The sequence below is a fragment of the Vibrio sp. JPW-9-11-11 genome (genome assembly GCF_013369335.1).
Lineage (GTDB): Bacteria > Pseudomonadota > Gammaproteobacteria > Enterobacterales > Vibrionaceae > Vibrio.
Genome location: NZ_SZQJ01000003.1, coordinates 37,531 through 59,821, shown reverse-complemented (window position 1 = coordinate 59,821; position 22,291 = coordinate 37,531). Strand labels below are relative to the sequence as shown.

Genomic DNA, 22,291 nt, shown 5'->3' with positions numbered 1-22,291 from the left:
AATTATGAGAAACGATGTCCACTTAGGACACAAAGCGAGAAAGCGCTTTGGTCAAAACTTCCTAAATGATCCTTATATCATTGATGGAATTGTCTCTGCAATTAACCCGAAACCGGGGCAAAACCTAGTTGAAATTGGCCCAGGCTTAGGCGCGATCACCGAGCCTGTCGGTAAAGAAGTGGACAAGTTCACGGTTATTGAGCTTGACCGAGATCTCGCTGAGCGCTTGCGCAACCACCCAGACCTTGGTGATAAACTAACCATTCACGAAGGCGATGCGATGCGCTTCGACTTCACTCAGTTAGTCAAACCAAACAATAAACTGCGTATTTTCGGTAATTTGCCGTACAACATTTCAACGCCTTTGATGTTTCACCTGTTTGAATTTCATAAAGACATTCAGGATATGCACTTTATGCTGCAAAAAGAGGTGGTAAATCGCCTTGCAGCAGGACCTGGAACCAAAGCATATGGCCGCTTAACCGTGATGGCGCAATACTTCTGCAAAGTAGTGCCCGTGTTAGAAGTGCCACCAACGGCGTTCGTTCCGCCGCCAAAAGTTGATTCGGCCGTGGTTCGCTTAGTCCCTTACGAGGAGATCCCTCACCCAGTCACTAACTTAAAGTGGCTTGATCGAGTATGTCGTGAAGGCTTTAATCAGCGTCGCAAAACGGTTCGTAATTGTTACAAATCGCTGTTGTCAGCAGAGGTACTCGAGCAATTGGGAGTGAATCCTAGCATGCGTCCAGAAAACCTCACTCTGCAACAATTTGTCGATATGGCTAACTGGCTCGATGCCAACCAGTAAGTTAAGCTAGAATCAAAAGGTGGTAAGTCTATGGCTTGTCACCTTTTTGACTTTTTTAGGAGTTTACATGGAAGCTACCCCTTGTATAAAAGTCCAAGTGCATAGTAAATATATCGCCGACCAGTCCCACCCAGATGCCAAACGCTTTGTTTTCGCTTACATCATCACGATAAAAAACCTCAGCCAGCAACCTGTCCAATTGATCAGTCGCCGCTGGTTAATTACCGATGCAAATGGCAAGCAGATGACCGTCGAGGGAGAAGGCGTCGTTGGTGAGCAACCTGTGATTGGAGCGAATGATGAATACACGTACAACAGCGGTACAGTGATTGAAACTCCCGTGGGTGTGATGCAAGGCCAATACATGATGCACGATGCCGAAGGCCAAGAGTTCGTCGCTGAGATTGACCCATTTAGACTCGCTATTCCCCATATACTCAATTAGGTACGCTCTGTGGCCACATATATTGTTGGTGATCTACAAGGTTGCCTTGATGAACTGCTGTTACTCCTCGATAAAGTTAACTTCCAACCAGGACCCGACACTTTATGGGTCGCAGGAGATTTGGTTGCCAGAGGCCCAAAATCACTCGAAGTCCTGCGCTATCTAAAATCGCTCGGCGAGAATGTCCAAGTCGTTCTCGGTAATCACGACCTACACCTATTAGCCGTTTCGCTAGGACTATTTAAAGCCAAAGATAAAGACAGAACTATCCCAATCTTGCAAGCGGAAGACAAAAAGGCACTCCTCAAGTGGCTTAGAAAGCAACCTCTCCTTGCCGAGCATGATGAATTTGTGATGTGTCATGCGGGTATTTCGCCTCAATGGACATTAAAACAAGCACGTTGTGCGGCACGAGAAGTCGAAGCGATATTACACAGTAAAGAGTGGCGCTGGCTGATTGAGAACATGTATTCCAATCAACCCGACTATTGGTGCGACTCTCTGCAAGGCATTGAGCGATATCGTTATATTATCAATGCTTTTACTCGCATGCGTTTTTGTTACCCAGACGGGCGTCTAGATATGGCGTGTAAACTTCCTCCTAGTCAAACCAACAGTGATGAGCTGGTTCCCTGGTTTGAAGTCAAACAGCGAGAAAAACTAAAAAAGACGGTAATTTTCGGTCATTGGGCGGCGCTGGAAGGTTATCAAGGCAAGAAAGTGATCGGTCTTGATACCGGATGTGTTTGGGGGGGAAGCCTCACCATGCTCAGGTGGGAAGATAAGGTGTTTTTCACGCAACAAGCCCTGTAAAGGACTTTGGAAACTAGAGCTGCAATGCTAAGAAAGCAACTCTAGTTTCCGTATCGTTAACTAGTTCTGGCGACTCTTTTCTAAAATCATGAACTGCATGTCATACGCATTCTTATCGTCGGCACGATAACGTTCAGAATAACGTTCAACAAACTCCTCTCCCCAAGCGGGGAACTGAGTATCGCCATCCACTTGAGCGTCAATGTAGGTAACATACAGCTTGTCAGCTTTGGGAAGGCATGCTTGATAAATCGTGCCACCGCCAATAACCATGACTTCTTCGACTTCACCAGCCGCTTGCAATGCCTCATCAATCGAAGCGACCGTCGTTACGCCTTCAATCTGTAAATCTCGGTCTCGACTAATGACGATATTGTGCCTGCCTGGTAATGGGCGACCGATCGATTGATAGGTTTTTCGCCCCATAACAACGGGCTTACCGAGTGTGCAGCGTTTAAACCATGCAAAATCCGCGGGCAAATGCCAAGGCATCTGATTGTCTTTACCTATCACACGATCTTGTGCCATCGCAGCGATCATACTGATGATCATCTCTTTACTCCTAACGCCTTAAACTATCGGTTTTCGGCGATAGAATAGCAATCCTGGCATGGCTAAGCCAACCGCAAGTCCTGCAATAATAAACATTGCTTTTAAAAAGTTCTCCATCAACATCGCCACAAGCTCAGGGCTGTAGCCGCGATGGTTGAGCTCAACCAGTGCGATCATCGCTTTAAACGCAAATACGCCCGGTACCATAGGGATCAACGCCGCAACGGTAAACACTTTTGGGTGAGCCAAAAAGCGTGCTGACCAATGAATACCGACCATGCTCACGATCATTGCCGCGAAGAAGGTGGCCCATTCTATCGGTACGCCAAAGTGCATCATCAGGTAACGTGAACCATGACCAATGGCACCGCCCAGTGCGCAATAAACCAGTGCTTTTTGCGGCACATTAAACACCAGAGCAAACCCAACAGCTGGAATCGCAGCAAATAGCATGTCATTGAGCAGGCCGAGTAACAGTTGTCCATCTATCATGCGACCCACCCCCAAACACCGACTAAGCTCATTGCAGCCACTATGCCTAAACTGGTGGCTAAGGTCAGTAAACTGGCCATTACAAAACGAGCGATGCCCATATTGATATACCCTTTCAGCATATCGGCCACTGAATTTATCAAGGGAAAACCTGGCACCAGCATCAGTACCGATGACGCCATGACCAACGAAGGGGAATTACCAAGCTGATAAATGACAGCTTGAGCAGAAATAAACGTGGTAACAAACGCAGTGGCTGCAAAGTTCATCAATGGGTTGAAGTGGCGATGCCCTATCTCTTGTCGTACCACCATACCCACTGCCGATGCAACGAACGTCATACCAAATACGGTCCAATCACCGCCAGCCAAGCGACTAAAGGCAGCACAAGAGAGACCGATCATCATAACCACTAACCAACGGTTGTAGCGTTCGGGGCTGATCTGATTAAGTTTGTGCTGAGCTAAGCTGGCGTCGATAATGCCGCGCTCTAGCATGATACAGATGCGTTGCACTTGGGTAATCGCGCGCATATTAATGCCGCGGTCGGGGCAACGGCGAGCGGTCGTAATACAATGTTCTTGATACACAGTGGTCACCACCAGCGAACTGGCCGACAGTGACACTTCCACTTCGTCCATACCTGCTGCGATACCAAAGCGACGCATCAAGTCCCCCACTAACGTGCTCTCCGCCCCATGCGCCAAAAGCATTTGCCCTGCTTGAGCTATCAAACGAGACACCGCTCGTTGTTTGGATGCCATAATTCTATCCTACTCCTTTAGAATTCGACTATTGTGCTGCGAATTGTAGGTCAATGATTTGATTTAGACACAAAAAAGCCGCAATTGACATTGCGGCTATGGATATTATTCAGGATTATTCGCGCACATAGATAACGTGGCCGTCATCTTCTTCGTCGTCCCAATCATCCCAGTCGTCATCTTCTTCAGTGATCACATCTTTACCTGCGATGGCATCTTTATGGTAGTCGTCCCACATAAAGTCGACTTTATCTTCTTCACTCACCTCTTCAGTTTCACGAGGAAGATTTTCCATAAACTCAGCCAGCTTGTAACACAGCTCTTTAGTGCCTTGCTTGTTCACCGCAGAGATCTTGAAGTACTCATCTTCCCAGCCTAGGGCGTCAAGAATGCCTTGAATGATCTCATCGGCCTCATCTTCAGGCATCAGATCAACTTTGTTGAAGATCAACCAGCGTGGTTTATCCGCCAGTTTCTCACTATATTGCTCAAGCTCATCAATGATAGTTAAAGCATTTTCAATCGGATCCGATTGATCAATCGGCATAATGTCGATCATATGCAGTAGCACACGGCAACGTTCTAGGTGCTTCAAGAAGCGAATACCCAGTCCTGCGCCATCAGCGGCCCCTTCAATCAGTCCAGGAATGTCGGCGACGACAAAGCTCTTCTCTGGAACCACACTCACCACACCCAAACTCGGGATTAGAGTGGTAAACGGATAGTCAGCGACTTTCGGTTTTGCTGCAGAAATCGCACGAATAAAGGTCGACTTGCCTGCATTCGGTAAGCCAAGCATACCAACATCCGCCAGCAGCAATAGCTCGAGGCGAATTTCACGCACTTCACCTTTAGTACCCAACGTTTTTTGACGGGGTGCGCGGTTCACCGACGATTTAAAGCGCGTATTGCCGAGACCATGCCAGCCACCTTTGGCCACCATGACTTTTTTACCGTGTTCGGCTACTTCAGCCACAATTTCATTAGTGTGAATATCAACCGCACGAGTACCAACAGGTACGCGAAGCACTTTGTCTTTACCACGCTTACCCGTACAGTTACCGCCACGGCCATTCTCACCACGTTCCGCTTCATAGAAGCGCTGAAAACGATAGTCGATTAGGGTGTTGAGGTTTTCATCCGCGAGGATGTATACATCGCCACCGTCACCACCGTCACCACCATCAGGGCCACCTTTCGCCACGAATTTCTCTCGCCAGAAACTCACTACACCGTTGCCGCCATCACCGGCTTGAACTTTAACTACCGCTTCATCAACGAATTTCATCTCTTACTCCGCCCTATTGCTACTCAAGTAGCTGCGTTGCAAATATCATCTCAAGCCCCGCTGGTCGCGGAGTGAATGATATAAATTCTAGCAGATTCCGTTTTCAGATCGATCACCTTGATCTTAGATCGTTCTACCACTCAGGAATATATAATGAGGGACTTTTTACAAAGTGCCTTAGTATCTATTCTGTCTTGCCGCCGACAAACTGAAGAGAAATAAAAAACCCCGCCGAATCGGCAGGGCTTTTGAATTCAGCTTGAAAGCTAATCAGTAAATAAGCAAGGTTGCTTAAATTACTCAGCTTCGATGCTAACGAATTTACGGTTCTTAGGACCTTTCACTTCGAACTTCACTTTACCTTCGGTAAGAGCGAATAGAGTGTGGTCTTTACCAATACCTACGTTAGTACCAGCGTGGAACTTAGTACCACGTTGACGAACAATGATGTTACCTGCAAGTACAGATTCACCACCGAAACGCTTAACACCTAGACGTTTGCTTTCTGAATCGCGGCCGTTACGAGTAGAACCACCAGCTTTTTTGTGTGCCATTGTTAAACTCTCCTAATCGATTAAGCGTTGATACCAGTGATTTTCACTTCTGTGAACCACTGACGGTGACCAGCTTGTTTGCGAGAGTGCTTACGACGACGGAACTTAACGATTTTTACTTTATCGCCACGACCGTGTTGAACCACTTCTGCAACCACTTTGCCGCCCTCTACAAGAGGAGCACCAACTTTAATGTCTTCACCGTTAGCAACAAGAAGAACTTTATCAAATTCAACAGTTGCACCAGTTTCAACGTCTAATTTCTCTAAACGAAGAGTTTGACCTTCGCTTACACGGTGTTGTTTACCACCAGATTGGAAAACAGCGTACATATCTTACTCCGCTTTTTCCGCACAGCCGTATGCTTTTTGAGCACTAAGGGTGTGCGCTAAACTAATCATCAATAGGGCGCAGATTCTACAGAAAGCTCGCACCTATGACAAGCCATATTTTGAAAAAATTGGCGAAAAGCTAATCGCCAATGAAAAGTGCCGAGATGATGCCCTTTAACCGTGTATTTATCAACGTTTTTTAGTGTATTATTCAGCAATTAAAGTAGATAAGAATACCTTACAAGTTCTAACCTCAGCCGGATTTACAATGGATTTTAAAGCTATCCAAGCTCTCACCGCCGATGACATGGCAAAAGTGAACGAAACAATTCATGCTCAGCTCAACTCTGATGTCTCTTTAATTAACCAACTTGGTTTTTATATCGTCAGTGGTGGAGGTAAGCGTATACGCCCTCTCCTAGCTGTACTTTCGGCCCGAGCATTGGGTTACCAAGGCGACGCGCATACCACGGCTGCTGCCTTTATTGAATTTATTCACACAGCAACCTTGTTGCACGATGATGTCGTGGATGAATCAGACATGCGTCGCGGTAAAGCAACAGCCAACGCCGCCTTTGGCAATGCAGCCAGCGTATTAGTCGGCGACTTTATCTACACTCGCTCGTTCCAGATGATGACCGAGCTAGGATCATTAAGGATCCTTAAGTTGATGAGTGACGCGGTCAACATTATCGCTGAGGGTGAAGTACAACAATTGATGAACTGCAACGATCCCAACACCACAGAAGAGAGTTACATGCAGGTCATCTACTCGAAAACCGCTCGCTTGTTTGAAGCCGCGACACAAATAGGGGCCATTTTGAACGACGCCCCAGATGAAGTCGAAGTCGCTTTGCAAAACTATGGTAAATATCTAGGCACCGCCTTCCAACTGATCGACGACGTGATGGACTACACCTCTGATGGCGATGAGATGGGGAAAAATGTCGGTGACGACCTCGCAGAAGGAAAACCAACCTTACCTCTACTCTATGCCATGCGTCATGGAACAGCAGCACAAAATGAGATGATTCGCGAAGCGATTGAAAAAGCCAATGGCATGGAGCGCTTAAACGAGATTCTCGCAGCCATGGAACAAACGGGGTCTTTGGAATATACCCGCCAAAAAGCGTATCAAGAGGCAGATAAAGCGATTGCCGAGCTTCATGTGCTGCCGGAATCCCCCTACAAGCAAGCCCTGGTTACACTCGCTCACATGTCGGTGCATCGCAGCAGCTAGTCAGAACGCACACTCACACAAAGTGCAAATACAGCAACGGGAACCCTAAGGTTCCCGTTTGTCTCTCTACGAGACCATCCAGAACAGCGAAACGAAGGCAATTGACCGTGTTTAGGTTTAAGTCTGACGCTCTCACTCTATACACTCTGCCCGCTCTTTGACATTACCAGTAATACTTCGATTGAGATGTAAATTTAGTATGTTTTGTGAGCAATATATTTTTTAGATTAATAAAAATATCATTATTGCAGTCACTCCGCTCGTTTTACTCGGCGACCGAATGGCTGTCATTGAAGTGTCACTGATGCGTCACCAATCCCTCATTGAACTGCAGCCTCGCTGTCATATGATTTTTCTATCCTCAGCACAGATTCGCTATCTGTTGAGGATAACATGCCAGCATCCAGCCCTTTTCGTTTACCCACCAAGACACCACTTCGAGTGGCCGAAAGCCTTACCGAATGGGCGACAGGACTAAGCCAACTCGACAAGTTCTATGCGCAACGCCCCGTCAATTGCGATACCCATTCTTTTCTTCGCTATACGCTGGAGGTACTTGGTATCGACTATCAAGTCGTCAAAGGTTGTGTAAACACCGTTCCACAGCAAGGTGCTACGATCGTCGTTGCCAATCACCCGCTAGGGTGTGTGGAGGGCGTCATCTTAGCTGAGCTACTGTTGCATGTAAGAAACGATGTCCAAATCCTGGCCAACCAGTACCTCAAAACCGTGCCAGAACTCGACAAACTATTTATCGGTGTCGATGTATTTGAGGGCACTGACGCGCCACGAGCAAACTTAAAGGCGCTGCGTCAGGCACAGCAACATCTAGAGAATGCCGGATTATTGTTACTGTTTCCTGCTGGCGAAGTATCGCAACTGGTCAAAGGGAGTACAGCTCGGCTTGAAGACAAAGAGTGGAGTCGTTCCGTCAGTCATCTAATTCGCAAATCACGCGCCACAACAGTGCCGATGTTTATTGATGGACAAAATTCAAAACATTTCTATTTAGCCGGCAAAGTTCATCCTCTACTTCGCACCTTGATGCTCGGCAGAGAGCTATTGAACAAAGCTAACCACACCATAGGGTTATCCATTGGCCAAGCGATTAAGTACAAAGAAGTCAACGGGCTGACCGACACACAACTCGTCCACTACTTACGCCTAAATACCTACTTACTGCAAACACCTCAAAACAGAAACACTAAGTCGCCTACCCAAAACGACCGCTTGGTTGCGGTAGATCCATCGCTACCTTTACAAGATCATCTCGATGATCTTCGTCAATTACCTAAGCAGCACCGACTCTTGTCCAGTGGTGAGTTTGACGTTTATTGCACCAGCGCTGATCACATTCCATCGATCATGCACGAAATTGGTCGTCTGAGAGAAATTAACTTTCGCCAAGTGGGGGAAGGGACAGGCAACGCACTAGATATTGATAGATTTGACCGATACTACCTGCAGTTATTTGTTTGGGACCGAGACAATCAACGCTTGGTCGGCGCCTACCGCTTAGGGCTCGTCGATCAGATTGTGGCGAAACATGGGATAGATGGCCTCTATTCACGCACCTTGTTCAACTACCAAAAACCATTTATCGACAGCATGGGGAAATCCATCGAAATGGGTCGCTCTGTCATCGACAACGCGTACCAAAAATCCATGGCTCCCTTACTGCTACTATGGAAAGGTATCGCGACTTACGTGGCAAACAATCCAGACTATACCCATCTATTCGGTCCAGTAAGCATTAGTAACGACTACAGCGAGCAAACTCGTCAACTTTTGGCGCAAACCATGACCTTGCACCACTACGATAACGACAAAGCAGAGTTTGTTACACCATCCAATCCTTTACCTGAAACCGAAACAAGATGGAACCAAGCGATGTTGTCTGCACTCGCGGACTTGCAGTTGTTATCTCGCGTGATAGCAAGAATTGACGACGGAAAAAGCGTCCCTGTCTTACTCAGACAATACCTAGCACTCAACGGTAAACTCGCGTGTTTTAACGTTGATCCCGATTTCAATAATGCACTAGACGGTTTGATCATGGTCGATCTAAGAGAGGTGCCGTTTAAAACCTTAGCCCGTTATATGGGGGCAAGCCAAGCAACGCAGTATCTCGATCAGCATCGTTCGCGTATTGAATGACTTATGCAACGACGACGCGTACGTGACCGAGTCGGCACTTTTTATATCAAGATTATGTCCTTGATTCCGAGTAGCGACTCGTCAAATCCGCTAACAACTTAGGCTAGATGGCAGCATAAACCGCCACTATATACAAAGTCATTAGTAACACTCTCTGCATCGGGATCAATTGCTAGCGATAAATTAGATTGACGAAAAAATAGTCAGGAGAAATGCTAGGTGTGATTTAGCAAGACAACAATAAGGAAGTCACCTCTCTATGCTGCCCTCAAAACAAAAAATACGCTCACTCATCACCGGAACGTTAACCCTTTCACTCGCGTTAACATCATTTTCAGGCTTTGCCGAAGACAAAGTGTATCGCTTAAAACTTGCGGAAACTTGGGGCCCCAATACCCCGATACTCGGTGATGCCACCAAGAACATGGCACAACTCGCAGAGGAAATGTCCAACGGACGCCTACAAATTCGTATCGATTCCGCCAATAAACACAAAGCGCCACTGGGCATTTTTGATATGGTCAAATCAGGCCAGTATGACCTTGGTCACTCAAGCTCCTATTACTGGAAAGGCAAAGTGCCTAATACGCTCTATTTCTCTTCCATGCCATTTGGCATGATCTCTACCGAACAATACGCATGGTTCTATCGTGGTGGCGGTATGGAACTGATGGAGAGAGTCTACGCTCCGCATAATTTACTATCGTTTCCAGGCGGAAACTCAGATATTCAAATGGGCGGTTGGTTTAAAAAGGAGATCAACTCCATCGAAGACTTAAAAGGCTTGAAAATCCGCATTCCAGGTTTTGCCGGTGAAGTCATGGCCAAAGTGGGCGCTGCTCCGACTAATATCGCCCCTGGAGAGCTCTATACCTCTCTAGAGCGTGGCACCATAGACGCGCTAGAATGGGTGGGGCCGGCGTTTGACTTGAGAATGGGCTTTCAAAAAATTGCGCCTTACTACTATACCGCATGGCACGAGCCGGGATCTGAAACTCAATTCCTCGTCAATAAGAAGAAGTGGGATTCACTACCTAAAGATCTGCAAACCATTTTGGAAACCGCCTTCCGCGTTGCTGCCTTTGACATGTACAACCAAGCAGTCGATGCCAACGCTAATAGCTGGGCAACAATGAGTGCTGAGTACCCAGACATTAAAGTTCGCAACTTTCCACCTCAAGTATTGCAAGCGATGAAAGCGGCAACAGCAAGCTTGCTTGAAGAAGAAGCAGCGAAAGACCCACTGGCAAAAGAGATCATCGAGTCACAAAAACGCTACTTGACCAAAGTTCGCGCTTGGACGGACATTTCTTCAAAAGCCTACCTCGACGCCAATTAATCCTACCGACCAGGGCAGCATTGCTGCCCTTTGGTCACTCTACTCAATATCGTTTAAAGTGTGTCATTTCATTTCACAAAAAACCAAAGCGTGATACGCATCACTTTACAACATCTATTCACCACACCAACCAACAAGATCAAAGTCACATTTATAGATTCATTGAATCCATACAAAAACAAAAAAGTGACACAGATCACTCATGGTTCATTTTTTAATCTTTTTTAATTGAGACTTTGATCTTTTAAAAATTATTGACATTCGTGACATTTATAAATTGTCATTAAATTACATCTCAATTAATTGATGAGGTTCACGCAAAAAGTGCTTGGAGGGATATATTTATAAGGTACAGATCACGAAAAACCCGTTGTCAGTTCCATCATAAAAATGTGTGGTAAATTGATTGGGTACTACGCAATCAGACGGTTTTGGCGAACCGTACTACAACATATTAACAGAACATCGAACGGGGAACTCTTATGATATCACCAGATGCTAAGATCAAGATACAAAATTTTGGTCGCTTCCTGTCAAACATGGTAATGCCTAATATCGGAGCATTCATTGCCTGGGGTTTTATCACTGCTCTATTTATTCCAACCGGTTGGTTGCCAAATGAAACACTGGCAGCAATGGTTGGCCCTATGATTACCTACCTGTTGCCGCTGCTGATCGGTTATACCGGTGGTAAGCTAGTCGGCGGCGATCGCGGCGCAGTGGTCGGTGCCATTACCACTATGGGTGTGATTGTTGGTACCGACATCCCAATGTTTATGGGCGCTATGATGGTCGGCCCTATGGGTGGCTGGGCAATCAAGAAATTTGACAACTACATCGACGGCAAAGTGAAAAGCGGCTTCGAGATGTTGGTCAACAACTTCTCAGCCGGCATCATAGGTATGGTGTGTGCGATCGTTGCTTTCTTCTTAATTGGTCCCTTTGTCAAAGTGCTCTCAGGCGGCTTGGCAGCAGGGGTAAACTTCCTGGTTGCCGCTCACCTTTTACCTTTAACTTCTATCTTTGTTGAACCAGCAAAAATCCTGTTCCTGAACAACGCGATTAACCACGGTATTTTCTCGCCGTTGGGTATTCAGCAAGCAGCGGAAACAGGCAAATCGATCTTCTTCCTAATCGAAGCCAACCCAGGTCCTGGTCTAGGTATCCTGCTTGCTTACATCGTATTTGGTAAAGGGACAGCTCGTCAGACGGCCGGTGGTGCATCGATCATCCACTTCTTTGGTGGTATCCACGAAATCTACTTCCCGTACGTCCTGATGAACCCTCGCCTAATTTTGGCGGCCATCGCTGGCGGTATGACAGGTGTGTTTGTGCTAACGGTTTTCAACGCGGGTATCGTTTCTCCAGCATCACCAGGCTCTATCTTCGCAGTACTGCTGATGACACCTAAGAGCGCGATGGTTGGCGTGCTGGCGTCTATCGCTTCAGCGGCTGCGGTTTCTTTCACCGTTGCGTCATTGCTACTTAAAACTCAAACGTCAACGGAAGAAGACGGCGACGGCGCTGCGCTAGAGAAAGCAACCTCACAGATGAAAGATATGAAGTCTGCGTCGAAAAACGCTGTAACCAGTGCACAAGCCAAAGGTGACGTAAACCTAGCCACCGTGCAAACCATTATTGTCGCGTGTGACGCTGGCATGGGATCGAGCGCAATGGGAGCGAGCTTATTGCGTAAGAAAGTACAACAAGCGGGCTTAAACATCAGCGTGACTAACTTAGCCATCAACAGCCTACCTGAAGACGTGGATATCGTTATCACCCACAAAGATCTGACAGACCGTGCGCGTAAATACGCCCCGAGTGCACATCATATCTCTTTGACTAACTTCCTCGACGGCGACACGTACCAAAACCTAGTGACACAGTTATTTGCCGCACAAAAGCAAGACGCAGCAAACGAAGCCCACATGGTCAAGGTGTCTATCGTCGCTGCAAATGATGACAACTTTGAAGTTCAAGCTTCGCCAGTATTTCAAATCCAGCGTGAGAACATTCATCTAGGTTTAAAAGCAGCCAACAAAGAAGAAGCGATTCGCTTTGCGGGCAACAAGTTGGTCGAACTTGGCTACGCGGAACCCGAATACGTAGACGCGATGTTCGAACGTGAAGCCATGGTTCCAACTTACCTCGGCGAGTCTATCGCAGTCCCCCACGGCACGGTAGAAGCGAAAGACAAAGTGAAAAAAACCGGCATTGTAATTTGCCAATACCCATCGGGTATCCAATTTACGGATGACGACGAAGATGTAGCAAAACTGGTTATCGGCATTGCCGCTAAGAATGATGAGCACATCCAGGTGATTACCACCATTACCAATGCGCTCGATGAGCCGGAGTCAATTGAAAAGCTAACCAGCACCAAGGATGTGGAAGAGATTCTCAACATCCTTGGTGGTCAGCAAGCGGCTTAATCACTCCTTTCATTTGCTCCTGAGCAAACCGAGGTCAGCTGTCACCCCCTATGCGGTTGACCTCACTCTACACTCATTTTCGTCAACATTTCAGACATTGGTAGGTAAGCATTATGAAAAACGCAGTTCATTTTGGCGCAGGTAACATTGGTCGTGGCTTTATCGGCAAACTATTGGCAGACGCAGAGGTTAAAGTCACATTTGCCGACGTCGACGCACCTCTAATCGATCAACTGAGTCACAAACAAGAATACAAAGTAAAAGTCGTGGGCAGTGAGTGCCAAATCGATACCGTGACTCACGTCACCGCGGTAAACTCGGCCAGTGAAGACGTGATCGATCGCATTGTGAACACCGATTTAGTGACAACCGCCGTCGGTCCTAACGTCCTAGACATCATTGCAAAAACCATCGCGACCGGCATTGAAAAACGCTTGGCAGCAGGCAATGAAAAACCACTCAATATCATCGCATGTGAGAATATGGTTCGCGGCACCACCCACCTAAAAGGTGAAGTGTACAAACACTTGGAAGAATCATTGCACGCAAAAGCAGACCAGTTGGTTGGCTTTGTCGATTCTGCCGTCGACCGCATCGTGCCACCAGTCGAAGCGGCAAACGATGATCCACTCGAAGTGACAGTCGAAAGTTTCAGTGAATGGATTGTCGACGAGCAGCAGTTCAAAGGAGACATCCCTGACATCGCGGGCATGGAAAAAACCAACAACCTGATGGCGTTTGTGGAGCGTAAGCTTTTTACCCTCAATACTGGCCACTGCATAACCGCTTACTTAGGTTGTTTAAAAGGCCATCGCACCATCCGTGAGGCGATTGAAGACCCAAGCATTCACGATGAAGTAAAACAAGCGATGCTCGAGAGTGGCGAAGTCCTGATCAAGCGTTATGGTTTCGACCGCGACATGCACAATGCCTACATCGAGAAAATTCTAGGACGCTTTGCGAATCCATTTCTCGTCGATGAAGTGCACCGCGTGGGTCGTCAACCGATCAGGAAATTGGGGCCAAACGATAGATTGGTCAAGCCCTTACTCGGTACAATTGAGTATGGCACTGAAAATCAAACACTTTTGAAAGGCATCGCTGCGGCTTTGAAGTATACTAGCAGCGAAGATCCCCAGGCGATAGAACTGCAAACATCGCTACAAGAGCAGGGCGTGCGCCAAACTGTTGCTCACTACACAGGTCTCGCAATAGACAGTGAAGAAGTCGCAAAGATTGAAGCCATCTTTGCGTCTCTATAACAATAACCTGAGGGGAGCCATGTCTCCCCTTTTAAACGAAAACGACTAATTGGTATATGGCAGACAAACTTAACGAAACTGAGATTATAGAGCGATTAAATAATGCCCCGTCGGTTCGCGGTTTCTTTATCGCCGCGGTGGACATTTTTAATGACTCTATCGATGCGCTGATACAAAGAATCTTTCGAAAAGATAACTTTGCCGTGCAGTCAGTCGTCGGCCCTTTACTCCAAGACTCCGGTCCTTTGGGGGATTTGTCTGTGCGTTTAAAGTTGTTGTATGGCTTAGGCGTCCTGCCAGACAATGTCTATCACGACATCGAAGATATCATCAAAATTAAGAATACGTTGAACAGCGACGCGTCCGATTACGAGTTCACTGATCCTAATATTATTGACCCTATCACCAAGCTTAACTTGGTCCAAAATCTCGGCATGGTACAACTTCAAGTCTCTGAACCCGATGACGACATCGATCTTGAGTTTTATCAGTTGCAACTCCAGCGTCAGCAGCAAATCATTAAGTCCGGGCTTTCACTGGCAATTGTCGAGATATGTAATGAGCTCGATAAAGAAAGTCCATTTTGACGCTTGAACGATAGCGTAAGCATCCGTGCCCGACGCTGACTGATCTGCACGATCACTCGCTGACGGGTAAACTTGTTGTCTAAATTGATACTCACCATAAGCATAACCAGTAGATTATCTCACTGATTTTTCTCTTAAAATGTCGACATTCGACATAACCACTGGCTCACATGATCAACGACTAATTTGTAAGTTACTGATTTACAAGCAATTAAATAACAAACCCATAAATGAAACACCGTTCCATGTGACAAAAATCTCGAATCCGTACATTTTTATTTGTCGAAATTCGACATTTGTATATTATTCGAATGTCGAATACCAACGGAGAGAATTATGAGTGAGTTGTCGTCCACCATCAATAAAGAGCAAAATCCCGAGACAGAACAGCTGTCCGAGTTGCCTTTAGTCGAGGTGCTGGAATTACTCAATGCCCACGACGCGAGTGTCGCCCTATCGATCAACAAAGTGTTGCCAGAGGTGGCCAAAGCGGTGGAACTGATCGCCGCACAGCTCAGACAAGGCGGCCGTTTATTCTATGTTGGAGCCGGAACCAGCGGCCGACTTGGTGTGTTGGATTCCGCCGAATGTCCCCCTACATTCGGTACCGATCCAGCTTTAGTACAATCGATTATCGCAGGTGGTGTTGACGCTATGCTTGCTGCGGTGGAAGACATTGAAGATTGCACCGAGTCGGCCCCTGCCGAACTTCAGCAGCGTCAGCTTACGGCGCAAGACGTAGTACTTGGTATTGCCGCTAGTGGTCGAACGCCCTTTGTTATTTCAGCACTCGATTACGCCAGACAGGTCGGTGCGAAAACCGTCGCACTTAGTACCCGAGGGCCAGGCCTCATTTCACAGCACGCAGATGTGTCGATAGCCCCAGATGTTGGTGCAGAGGTGCTCGCTGGTTCAACACGCATGAAAAGCGGCTCAGCGCAAAAGATGTTGCTGGGAATGCTGAGTACTTCGGTCATGATCCAACTAGGCAAGGTCCACGGCAATTTGATGGTGGATGTCAAAGCGAATAACCAAAAGCTGCGCATTCGTGCCCAACATATGGTGCAGCAAATTTGTGAAGTGGATGAGCTTACCGCTGCCAATCTATTGGATGCAGTGGATTACAATGTTCGTGCAGCGGTGTTGCTGCACACGTTGGAGACTTCCCCTTCTCAAGCGCTTGCACTTGCAGCGCGACCCTTCCAACCTCTGAAACAGCAGTTACTGCAAGGAAAATAACATGGCAAATAAGATAGAACATCTGGAGCTGATTGCCGATCAAATTGAGCAGCATATTGGCGGTTTTGATAACGTCACCACGCTAACCAACTGTATGACGCGCGTGCGTATCGTGCTCAAAGACCGCTCCCTATTTAACATGGACGCACTGCGTGACGTCGACGATATCAAAGGCGTCGTTGATGCAGGCGAGCAATATCAAATCATCGTCGGCATGGGCACTGCGGCCAAAGTCGCTGCTGTGCTCAACAAACGCATGAAAGGCGCTGGTGTTGAACAAGAGTCGACGCAGCCCCCTGCAGCTCAACCCTTCTCTGTTCGTCGCTCACTCAACACCTTAGCCGCGATCTTTGTACCGACCATTCCAGCTCTGATCGGTTGTGGTTTAGTTCTTGGGATGGTGAACATCTTCAAACTCGTCGCGCCCGATTTTGTGGCCGCCAACCCAGATATTTTTACCCTGTTCACCGTAGTTGGCAAAGCCGTGTTTGCGGTACTTTCTGTTATGATCGGTATGAACACCGCCAAAGAACTTCAAGCGTCTCCAGCAATTGGGGCTGTGATGGCCGCGGTACTGACCGCCCCTGGCCTCGCCAATATTGAGTTGTTTGGCACCACTTTAGTACCGGGCGGCGGAGGCATGTTTGCGGTGCTACTGGTTTGCGTGTTTTCTTCTAAGTTTGAACTTTGGTTCCGTAGCCATTGTAAAGAGAGTCTCGACCTTATCTTTACTCCAACCGTCACCATTTTGGTATCGTCTGCGGCCGCCTTGGTTATCTTGCAACCCGTTGCCCACGCGGTCAACATGTGGCTGGGTAACTTGGTCTCGGTTGCACTCCTTAACGAATCGGCAGGTTCGGTCGCAGTTGGCGGCATCCTCGGTGGTGGCTTCCTGTTCTTGCTATTGACCGGCCTACACCAAGGCTTAATCCCTATTCACGCTCAAATCCTTGAAACATTTGGTCTCAACTACCTATTTCCTATTTTGGCAATGGGTGGCATGGGACAAGTCGGCGCAGCTGCGTACGTCTACTTCAAATCAAAGAATGAGCGCTTGAAAAAAACCATAACTGGCGCTCTGCCTGTCGGTATCCTTGGTGTAGGTGAGCCACTTCTGTTTGGAGTGTCACTACCGCTTGGTAAGACCTTTATTGCAGGCTGTATCGGTGGGTTTGCCGGTGGTGCGATGATGGCGGCCTTCAAGATTGGCATCATCATTCCGTTTGGTACTGCTGGGCTTTCACTGATTCCTCTGGTAGGTGAAGGTCAGATCCCATCCTTCTTACTTGCGGTAGTGTGTGCATGGATTGTCGGCTTTATCGCGTCGATGCTACTCGGGTTTACCGATCCAGTCGAAAAGTCAGCAAAAAGTCGCTAATATCATCCCGTCGTACAATTCGCGGCGACGGGACGATTACACTTCAGAGGCATCAATGGAAAGCATCATCAATAAAGTCAAAGCGCTCGCTCATTCAAGCAACCTGAACGAGCAAAAAATCTCGCACTTTATTATTGAGCAGCAGTTTGACCTCGCTAAGTATAGCGCCACCAAAGTCGGCGCTAAACTGGGCATTAGCGATTCATCAGTGATTCGCTATGCCAAGAGCATCGGCTGTAGTGGTTTTCCCGATTTAAAACTCAAGCTGGCGGCACTAGCGCCTCAAGCGCAAAAACCCTCCACTCAGTCTGTCTATGCAGAGATCGAGAGCAGCGACTCGACCCAAGCTATTATCGACAAGTCCAAAAACTTGTTTACCAGTAAGATCGAGCAATCCTTAAGCCTGATAGATACCGACACCATTGAACGCAGTGCTGAGTTACTGCTGAAAGCAAATAAGATCCTGCTTTCCGGTATCGGCGCTTCAGCCTTGGTCGCGGCAGACATCAATCACAAGTTGATTCGCTCTGGTTTTAACGTCCAGTTCAATCTCGATTACCACATTCAAATCGTCCAAGCTTCGCTACTGAAAAAAGGCGATGTGTTGCTGGTGGTATCGGCGCGAGGTAACACTCAAGAAGTATTAACAGCAATTGAGAAAGCGCGCGCTAACGGTGCCAAAGTGATTGCCTTGACGCGTTACGGCAAAGGCAAAGTGGCCCAGCTATCGGATTTCGTTATTCCTTACAGTTACACCGAAGAGCACAACCAATTGGGTATGGTGACACCACAGTTGCTGCAGATGATTGCTTTCGACATTCTGTTTTTCAAACTCAATACCCTGACCGATAAGGTCAGCATGAACACCGCGTTGGACTCACTTCGTCACATTCAACGCTAACGAGGTTCCCGATATGAAAATGGGCAAAGATCCCGACTATCGATTCTCCCTTGCCAACGAACGTACTTTTCTTGCTTGGATACGCACCGCACTGGCATTTTTAGCCACATCGATAGGCATTGACTTGCTTAGCGCCACCCACGACAGCCCGATTCTTCATCACAGCGAATGGCTGACACCCGGTTTGGCCTGTGTGAGCCTAGTCACCGCCGTGTGGGCATTTCTGCGTTGGTATCAAAATGAGAAGGCAATGCGACTTGAAGGCCCATTCAAATACAGCCAGAGCTTGATTGCGATAACCTTGGTCGTTGTCAGTTTTGCTTCTTTGATCGGCTATTTGGCGATATGAAAGCCTCGTCGCTTGAGCACGATCCGGGGCTACAACGAGAGCGTACCCAATTGGCGTGGACGCGTAGCGCGTTGGTGATGACCACAGGGACTATGCTGCTGCTCAAGGTCGGCTCACTCTCCATCTTGCACTACTTGCTATTGTTGCTTGTACTGTGGTTGTTTCTCAATCAGATTGTCAAACGTAAAAATGAAATCGCGACTCAAGCCAACGTGGTGCATCGTAAAATGTTGATTCGCAACCTTTGGATGAGCTGCGCGGTCGCACTCGCCGCATTGTGGGTCTGTTTGCATTAGTGTTGGCAGTCAGCATAAATCAAAAAACCACCTATCACACATGGTGTGATAGGTGGTTTTGTAGAACGACTAAGTAACGGGGGAACTATTCCACAGTGACCGCTTTGGCTAGGTTGCGAGGTTGATCAACGTCGGTACCTTTGATCAACGCAACATAGTAAGACAATAGCTGCATTGGAATCGTATAGTAGATTGGCGCTGTGATTTCACTCACGTGAGGCATGGTGATGATCTTCATGGTCTCATCACCTTCAAAGCCCGCGTCTGCATCCGCAAAGACATACAACAGACCACCGCGCGCACGAACTTCTTCGACGTTTGATTTGAGCTTCTCCAGAAGATCATTGCTTGGCGCTACGACCACCACCGGCATATCGGCATCAATCAAGGCAAGTGGACCGTGTTTCAGTTCACCAGCAGCATACGCTTCTGCATGGATGTAAGAGATCTCTTTCAGCTTCAGCGACGCTTCCATCGCGATGGGATAAAACTCGCCGCGCCCTAGGAACAGAGTATGGTGTTTGTCGGCAAAGTCTTCGGCTAAAGCCTCGATCTGTTTTTCAAATGCTAATGCGGAATTGATCTGCGCAGGTAGCGCGTGTAACGCTTCCACGACTTCTTTTTCTTTCTCTTTGCTGATGCGGTTTTGCTGCTTACCCAGTGCCGTCACCAACATCAATAGCGCTGAAAGCTGAGTGGTAAAGGCTTTGGTTGACGCTACCCCGATTTCCACGCCCGCGCGAGTCATAAAGGCGAAATCAGACTCACGAACCAATGAAGAGCCAGCAACGTTACAGATCGTCATCGCCGCCATATAACCCTTCTCTTTGGCCAGACGAAGGGCTGCGAGTGTATCGGCCGTTTCACCAGACTGGGACAAAGTAATAAGCAGGCTGTTTGGGCGCGTCACAAACTTGCGGTAACGGAATTCAGAGGCGATTTCAACGTCACAGCTTACGCCAGCAATGTCTTCGAACCAGTAACGCGCTGTCATACCTGCGTTGTATGAGGTACCACAGGCGACGATCTGAACGTGCTCGACTTTGCTGAGAATGTCTGCCGCGTTAACCCCAATCGCTTCAGTAACAACAGAATCCGCGGTAAGACGACCTTCCATCGTGTTAATCAGCGCCGTTGGTTGCTCATAAATCTCTTTTTGCATGAAGTGACGGTACTGACCTTTGTCACCCGCGTCGTGTTCAGCGTTTGATTCCGTGATTTCACGTTCTACACGCTCACCCGTTGCATCAAATACGGTCACTTCACGACGAGTGATCTCGGCAACATCACCTTCTTCCAAGTACATAAAGCGGCGGGTAACATTAAGCAAGGCAAGCTGATCTGAAGCCAGGAAGTTTTCACCAACACCAAAACCAATCACGATTGGGCTGCCTGAGCGCGCCACTACGATGCGCGACGGATCGTTACGATCCAGCGCTACCGTGCCGTAGGCGCCTTCAAGTTGTTTGGCGGTTTTTTGTACCGATTCAAGCAGAGTTTCTGACGTACGAAGCTCCCACTCAACCATGTGAGCAATCACTTCAGTATCGGTCTGAGATTCAAATACGTAACCGCGAGATTGAAGCAGTTCACGTAACTCTTCGTGGTTTTCGATAATGCCGTTATGTACCACTGCGATATCACCCGACATATGGGGATGTGCATTTGCTTCAGAAGGCTCGCCATGCGTCGCCCAACGTGTGTGTGCGATCCCGGTACCGCCCACCACTTGTGCCGAATCGACGGCGTCAGCCAGTTCTTGAACTTTGCCCAAACGACGTACACGAGTGAGATTGGATTGACTGTCTACCACAGCAACGCCCGCCGAGTCATAGCCGCGATACTCTAAGCGGCGTAATCCTTCTACCAAAATTTCAGCGACGTCTCGTTGTGCAACTGCACCGACGATTCCACACATAAGTAACTCCAATTTGTTGATTCCGAGTGGCAGCAAGCAAAGGCCAATGTCGGATTAATGATTTTAAAATAGTCGTATTTGATGGTTGTTTTGCGCGTTAGGCGCACACAACTTTGACGCCATGAGATTCAATCTTTTGTTTTGCCTCTGGCGCTAAATCTTTATTGGTGATCAAAATATCGATGGCGTCCCAAGCCAGTTCCAGATTGGGGATCTTGCGGCCAATCTTCTCCGACTCCACCATCACGATCACTTCACGCGACACGTCGGCCATCACTTTGCTCAGACCAACCAACTCGTTGAATGTGGTGGTTCCACGGTCCAAATCCACACCATCAGCGCCGATAAACAGCTGATCAAAGTCATAAGATCGTAGAACAGACTCGGCAACTTGGCCTTGAAATGACTCAGAATGCGCATCCCAAGTGCCTCCGGTCATAAGCAGTGTCGGCTCACTCTCTAGCTCATTGAGTGCATTCGCAACATTGAGTGAATTGGTCATCACCACCAAACCGCGCATACCGTCTAACTGTTTGATCAAAGCGGCTGTCGTGCTACCACTATCGATCACAATACGATTGTGCTCGCGGATCAGTTTAGCCGCAGCTTGAGCCAGCTCATTCTTACGAATCGAAACATTTTTATCGAGTTCATCGCTCACCACTTCTTTCGGTAAAGCGATGGCACCACCATAGCGGCGCAGTAGCTGACCATTTTTTTCTAGAGAAGCGAGATCCTTTCTAATCGTGACTTCTGATGTTTCAAACTGAACGGACAGTGCCTCAACGCTGACTTCCCCTTTCTCATCGACTAGGTTAGAAATAGCGTGTCTTCTTAACTGAGTGTTTCGTTTCGACATTTAATCATTAAATTTAAGTTTCGGTTTGAAACTAATTATAGTCAAAGCGAAACTTTTAAGTCCATTTATTTCGATCCAAAAAATTAATATTTAGCGCAAAAACCTTGTCCTAAGACAATTCTTAACCAGTGATATTGAAATGATTCAGTGGTAGAATTCGCATCCGAAAAGAAAATAAATTACAGAATTGACCGTTATTTTTTGCCAGTGAACCCGAGTTATCCTAGGGTGGTCACAAAAATAGCGCCAAAAATCCCAACAAGTTGGTCATAAAATGACTAAACTT

The 22,291-nt window shown here is 47.5% G+C and carries 22 protein-coding genes; 14 read left to right on the top strand and 8 right to left on the bottom strand.

The window, feature by feature from the left end; translation table 11 throughout:
* Window positions 1-4: 4 nt before the first annotated feature.
* From rsmA to apaH, 3 genes are all read left to right on the top strand, one after another.
* The gene (gene rsmA, locus FCU94_RS01815) at window positions 5-808 is read left to right on the top strand and encodes a 16S rRNA (adenine(1518)-N(6)/adenine(1519)-N(6))-dimethyltransferase RsmA (protein ID WP_176286853.1); all 804 of its coding nucleotides are present in this window, start codon (window positions 5-7) and stop codon (window positions 806-808) included.
* Window positions 809-875: 67 nt separating this feature from the next.
* Window positions 876-1,253: a Co2+/Mg2+ efflux protein ApaG gene (apaG, locus tag FCU94_RS01810; RefSeq protein ID WP_176286852.1), complete on the top strand. Its 378-nt coding sequence runs from the start codon at window positions 876-878 to the stop codon at window positions 1,251-1,253.
* 9 nt (window positions 1,254-1,262) lie between these two features.
* Complete coding sequence (gene apaH, locus FCU94_RS01805) at window positions 1,263-2,066, top strand: bis(5'-nucleosyl)-tetraphosphatase (symmetrical) ApaH (protein ID WP_176286851.1); 804 nt, start codon at window positions 1,263-1,265, stop codon at window positions 2,064-2,066.
* Window positions 2,067-2,126: 60 nt separating this feature from the next.
* Here the strand turns inward: apaH and folA are convergent, their stop codons facing one another.
* From folA to rplU, 6 genes are all read right to left on the bottom strand, one after another.
* Window positions 2,127-2,618, bottom strand: a complete 492-nt coding sequence (gene folA / locus FCU94_RS01800; RefSeq protein WP_176286850.1) for a type 3 dihydrofolate reductase — start codon at window positions 2,616-2,618, stop codon at window positions 2,127-2,129.
* Between the two features lie 18 nt (window positions 2,619-2,636).
* A complete protein-coding gene (locus FCU94_RS01795; RefSeq protein ID WP_176286849.1) occupies window positions 2,637-3,110 on the bottom strand; it encodes a threonine/serine exporter family protein in 474 nt (157 codons plus the stop codon).
* Window positions 3,107-3,874: a threonine/serine exporter family protein gene (locus tag FCU94_RS01790; RefSeq protein ID WP_176286848.1), complete on the bottom strand. Its 768-nt coding sequence runs from the start codon at window positions 3,872-3,874 to the stop codon at window positions 3,107-3,109. The genes FCU94_RS01795 and FCU94_RS01790 overlap by 4 nt, the downstream gene beginning before the upstream one ends.
* A gap of 115 nt (window positions 3,875-3,989) precedes the next feature.
* Window positions 3,990-5,162, bottom strand: coding sequence for an Obg family GTPase CgtA (gene cgtA, locus FCU94_RS01785; protein WP_176286847.1), 1,173 nt, complete (start codon window positions 5,160-5,162; stop codon window positions 3,990-3,992).
* Between the two features lie 296 nt (window positions 5,163-5,458).
* The gene (gene rpmA / locus FCU94_RS01780) at window positions 5,459-5,716 is read right to left on the bottom strand and encodes a 50S ribosomal protein L27 (RefSeq protein WP_004409945.1); all 258 of its coding nucleotides are present in this window, start codon (window positions 5,714-5,716) and stop codon (window positions 5,459-5,461) included.
* 20 nt (window positions 5,717-5,736) lie between these two features.
* Window positions 5,737-6,048 (bottom strand): 50S ribosomal protein L21, encoded by a 312-nt coding sequence (gene rplU, locus FCU94_RS01775; RefSeq protein WP_038207969.1) that lies wholly within the window; start codon window positions 6,046-6,048, stop codon window positions 5,737-5,739.
* A gap of 268 nt (window positions 6,049-6,316) precedes the next feature.
* On the opposite strand from rplU, the gene ispB reads away from it, so the two are divergent.
* From ispB to FCU94_RS01720, 11 genes are all read left to right on the top strand, one after another.
* A complete protein-coding gene (ispB, locus tag FCU94_RS01770; RefSeq protein ID WP_176286846.1) occupies window positions 6,317-7,288 on the top strand; it encodes an octaprenyl diphosphate synthase in 972 nt (323 codons plus the stop codon).
* Between the two features lie 393 nt (window positions 7,289-7,681).
* A complete protein-coding gene (locus FCU94_RS01765) occupies window positions 7,682-9,445 on the top strand; it encodes a lysophospholipid acyltransferase family protein (RefSeq protein WP_176286845.1) in 1,764 nt (587 codons plus the stop codon).
* A 259-nt stretch (window positions 9,446-9,704) separates the two neighbouring features.
* Window positions 9,705-10,784, top strand: a complete 1,080-nt coding sequence (locus FCU94_RS01760) for a TRAP transporter substrate-binding protein (RefSeq protein ID WP_176286844.1) — start codon at window positions 9,705-9,707, stop codon at window positions 10,782-10,784.
* A 482-nt stretch (window positions 10,785-11,266) separates the two neighbouring features.
* The gene (locus tag FCU94_RS01755) at window positions 11,267-13,216 is read left to right on the top strand and encodes a PTS mannitol transporter subunit IICBA (protein ID WP_176286843.1); all 1,950 of its coding nucleotides are present in this window, start codon (window positions 11,267-11,269) and stop codon (window positions 13,214-13,216) included.
* Between the two features lie 113 nt (window positions 13,217-13,329).
* Window positions 13,330-14,478 carry a mannitol-1-phosphate 5-dehydrogenase gene (locus FCU94_RS01750; protein WP_176286842.1) on the top strand — a complete coding sequence of 383 codons (1,149 nt, stop codon included), beginning with the start codon at window positions 13,330-13,332 and terminating at the stop codon, window positions 14,476-14,478.
* Between the two features lie 56 nt (window positions 14,479-14,534).
* A complete protein-coding gene (locus FCU94_RS01745) occupies window positions 14,535-15,065 on the top strand; it encodes an MltR family transcriptional regulator (protein ID WP_176286841.1) in 531 nt (176 codons plus the stop codon).
* A 336-nt stretch (window positions 15,066-15,401) separates the two neighbouring features.
* Entirely contained in the window at window positions 15,402-16,304 is a 903-nt protein-coding gene (gene murQ, locus FCU94_RS01740; RefSeq protein WP_176286840.1) for an N-acetylmuramic acid 6-phosphate etherase, read from the top strand.
* Between the two features lies 1 nt (window position 16,305).
* Window positions 16,306-17,682: a PTS transporter subunit EIIC gene (locus tag FCU94_RS01735; RefSeq protein WP_176286839.1), complete on the top strand. Its 1,377-nt coding sequence runs from the start codon at window positions 16,306-16,308 to the stop codon at window positions 17,680-17,682.
* Between the two features lie 55 nt (window positions 17,683-17,737).
* Window positions 17,738-18,583 (top strand): MurR/RpiR family transcriptional regulator, encoded by an 846-nt coding sequence (locus FCU94_RS01730; RefSeq protein ID WP_176286838.1) that lies wholly within the window; start codon window positions 17,738-17,740, stop codon window positions 18,581-18,583.
* A 13-nt stretch (window positions 18,584-18,596) separates the two neighbouring features.
* On the top strand, window positions 18,597-18,932 hold the full coding sequence (locus FCU94_RS01725) for a YidH family protein (protein ID WP_176286837.1): 336 nt from the start codon (window positions 18,597-18,599) through the stop codon (window positions 18,930-18,932).
* Window positions 18,929-19,228 (top strand): DUF202 domain-containing protein, encoded by a 300-nt coding sequence (locus tag FCU94_RS01720; RefSeq protein WP_176286836.1) that lies wholly within the window; start codon window positions 18,929-18,931, stop codon window positions 19,226-19,228. Before FCU94_RS01725 ends, FCU94_RS01720 begins: the two co-directional genes overlap by 4 nt.
* A gap of 85 nt (window positions 19,229-19,313) precedes the next feature.
* Here FCU94_RS01720 and glmS read toward each other — a convergent pair whose 3' ends face one another.
* Complete coding sequence (gene glmS, locus FCU94_RS01715) at window positions 19,314-21,146, bottom strand: glutamine--fructose-6-phosphate transaminase (isomerizing) (protein WP_176286835.1); 1,833 nt, start codon at window positions 21,144-21,146, stop codon at window positions 19,314-19,316.
* Window positions 21,147-21,243: 97 nt separating this feature from the next.
* Window positions 21,244-22,005, bottom strand: a complete 762-nt coding sequence (locus FCU94_RS01710) for a DeoR/GlpR family DNA-binding transcription regulator (protein WP_176286834.1) — start codon at window positions 22,003-22,005, stop codon at window positions 21,244-21,246.
* Window positions 22,006-22,291: the final 286 nt, after the last annotated feature.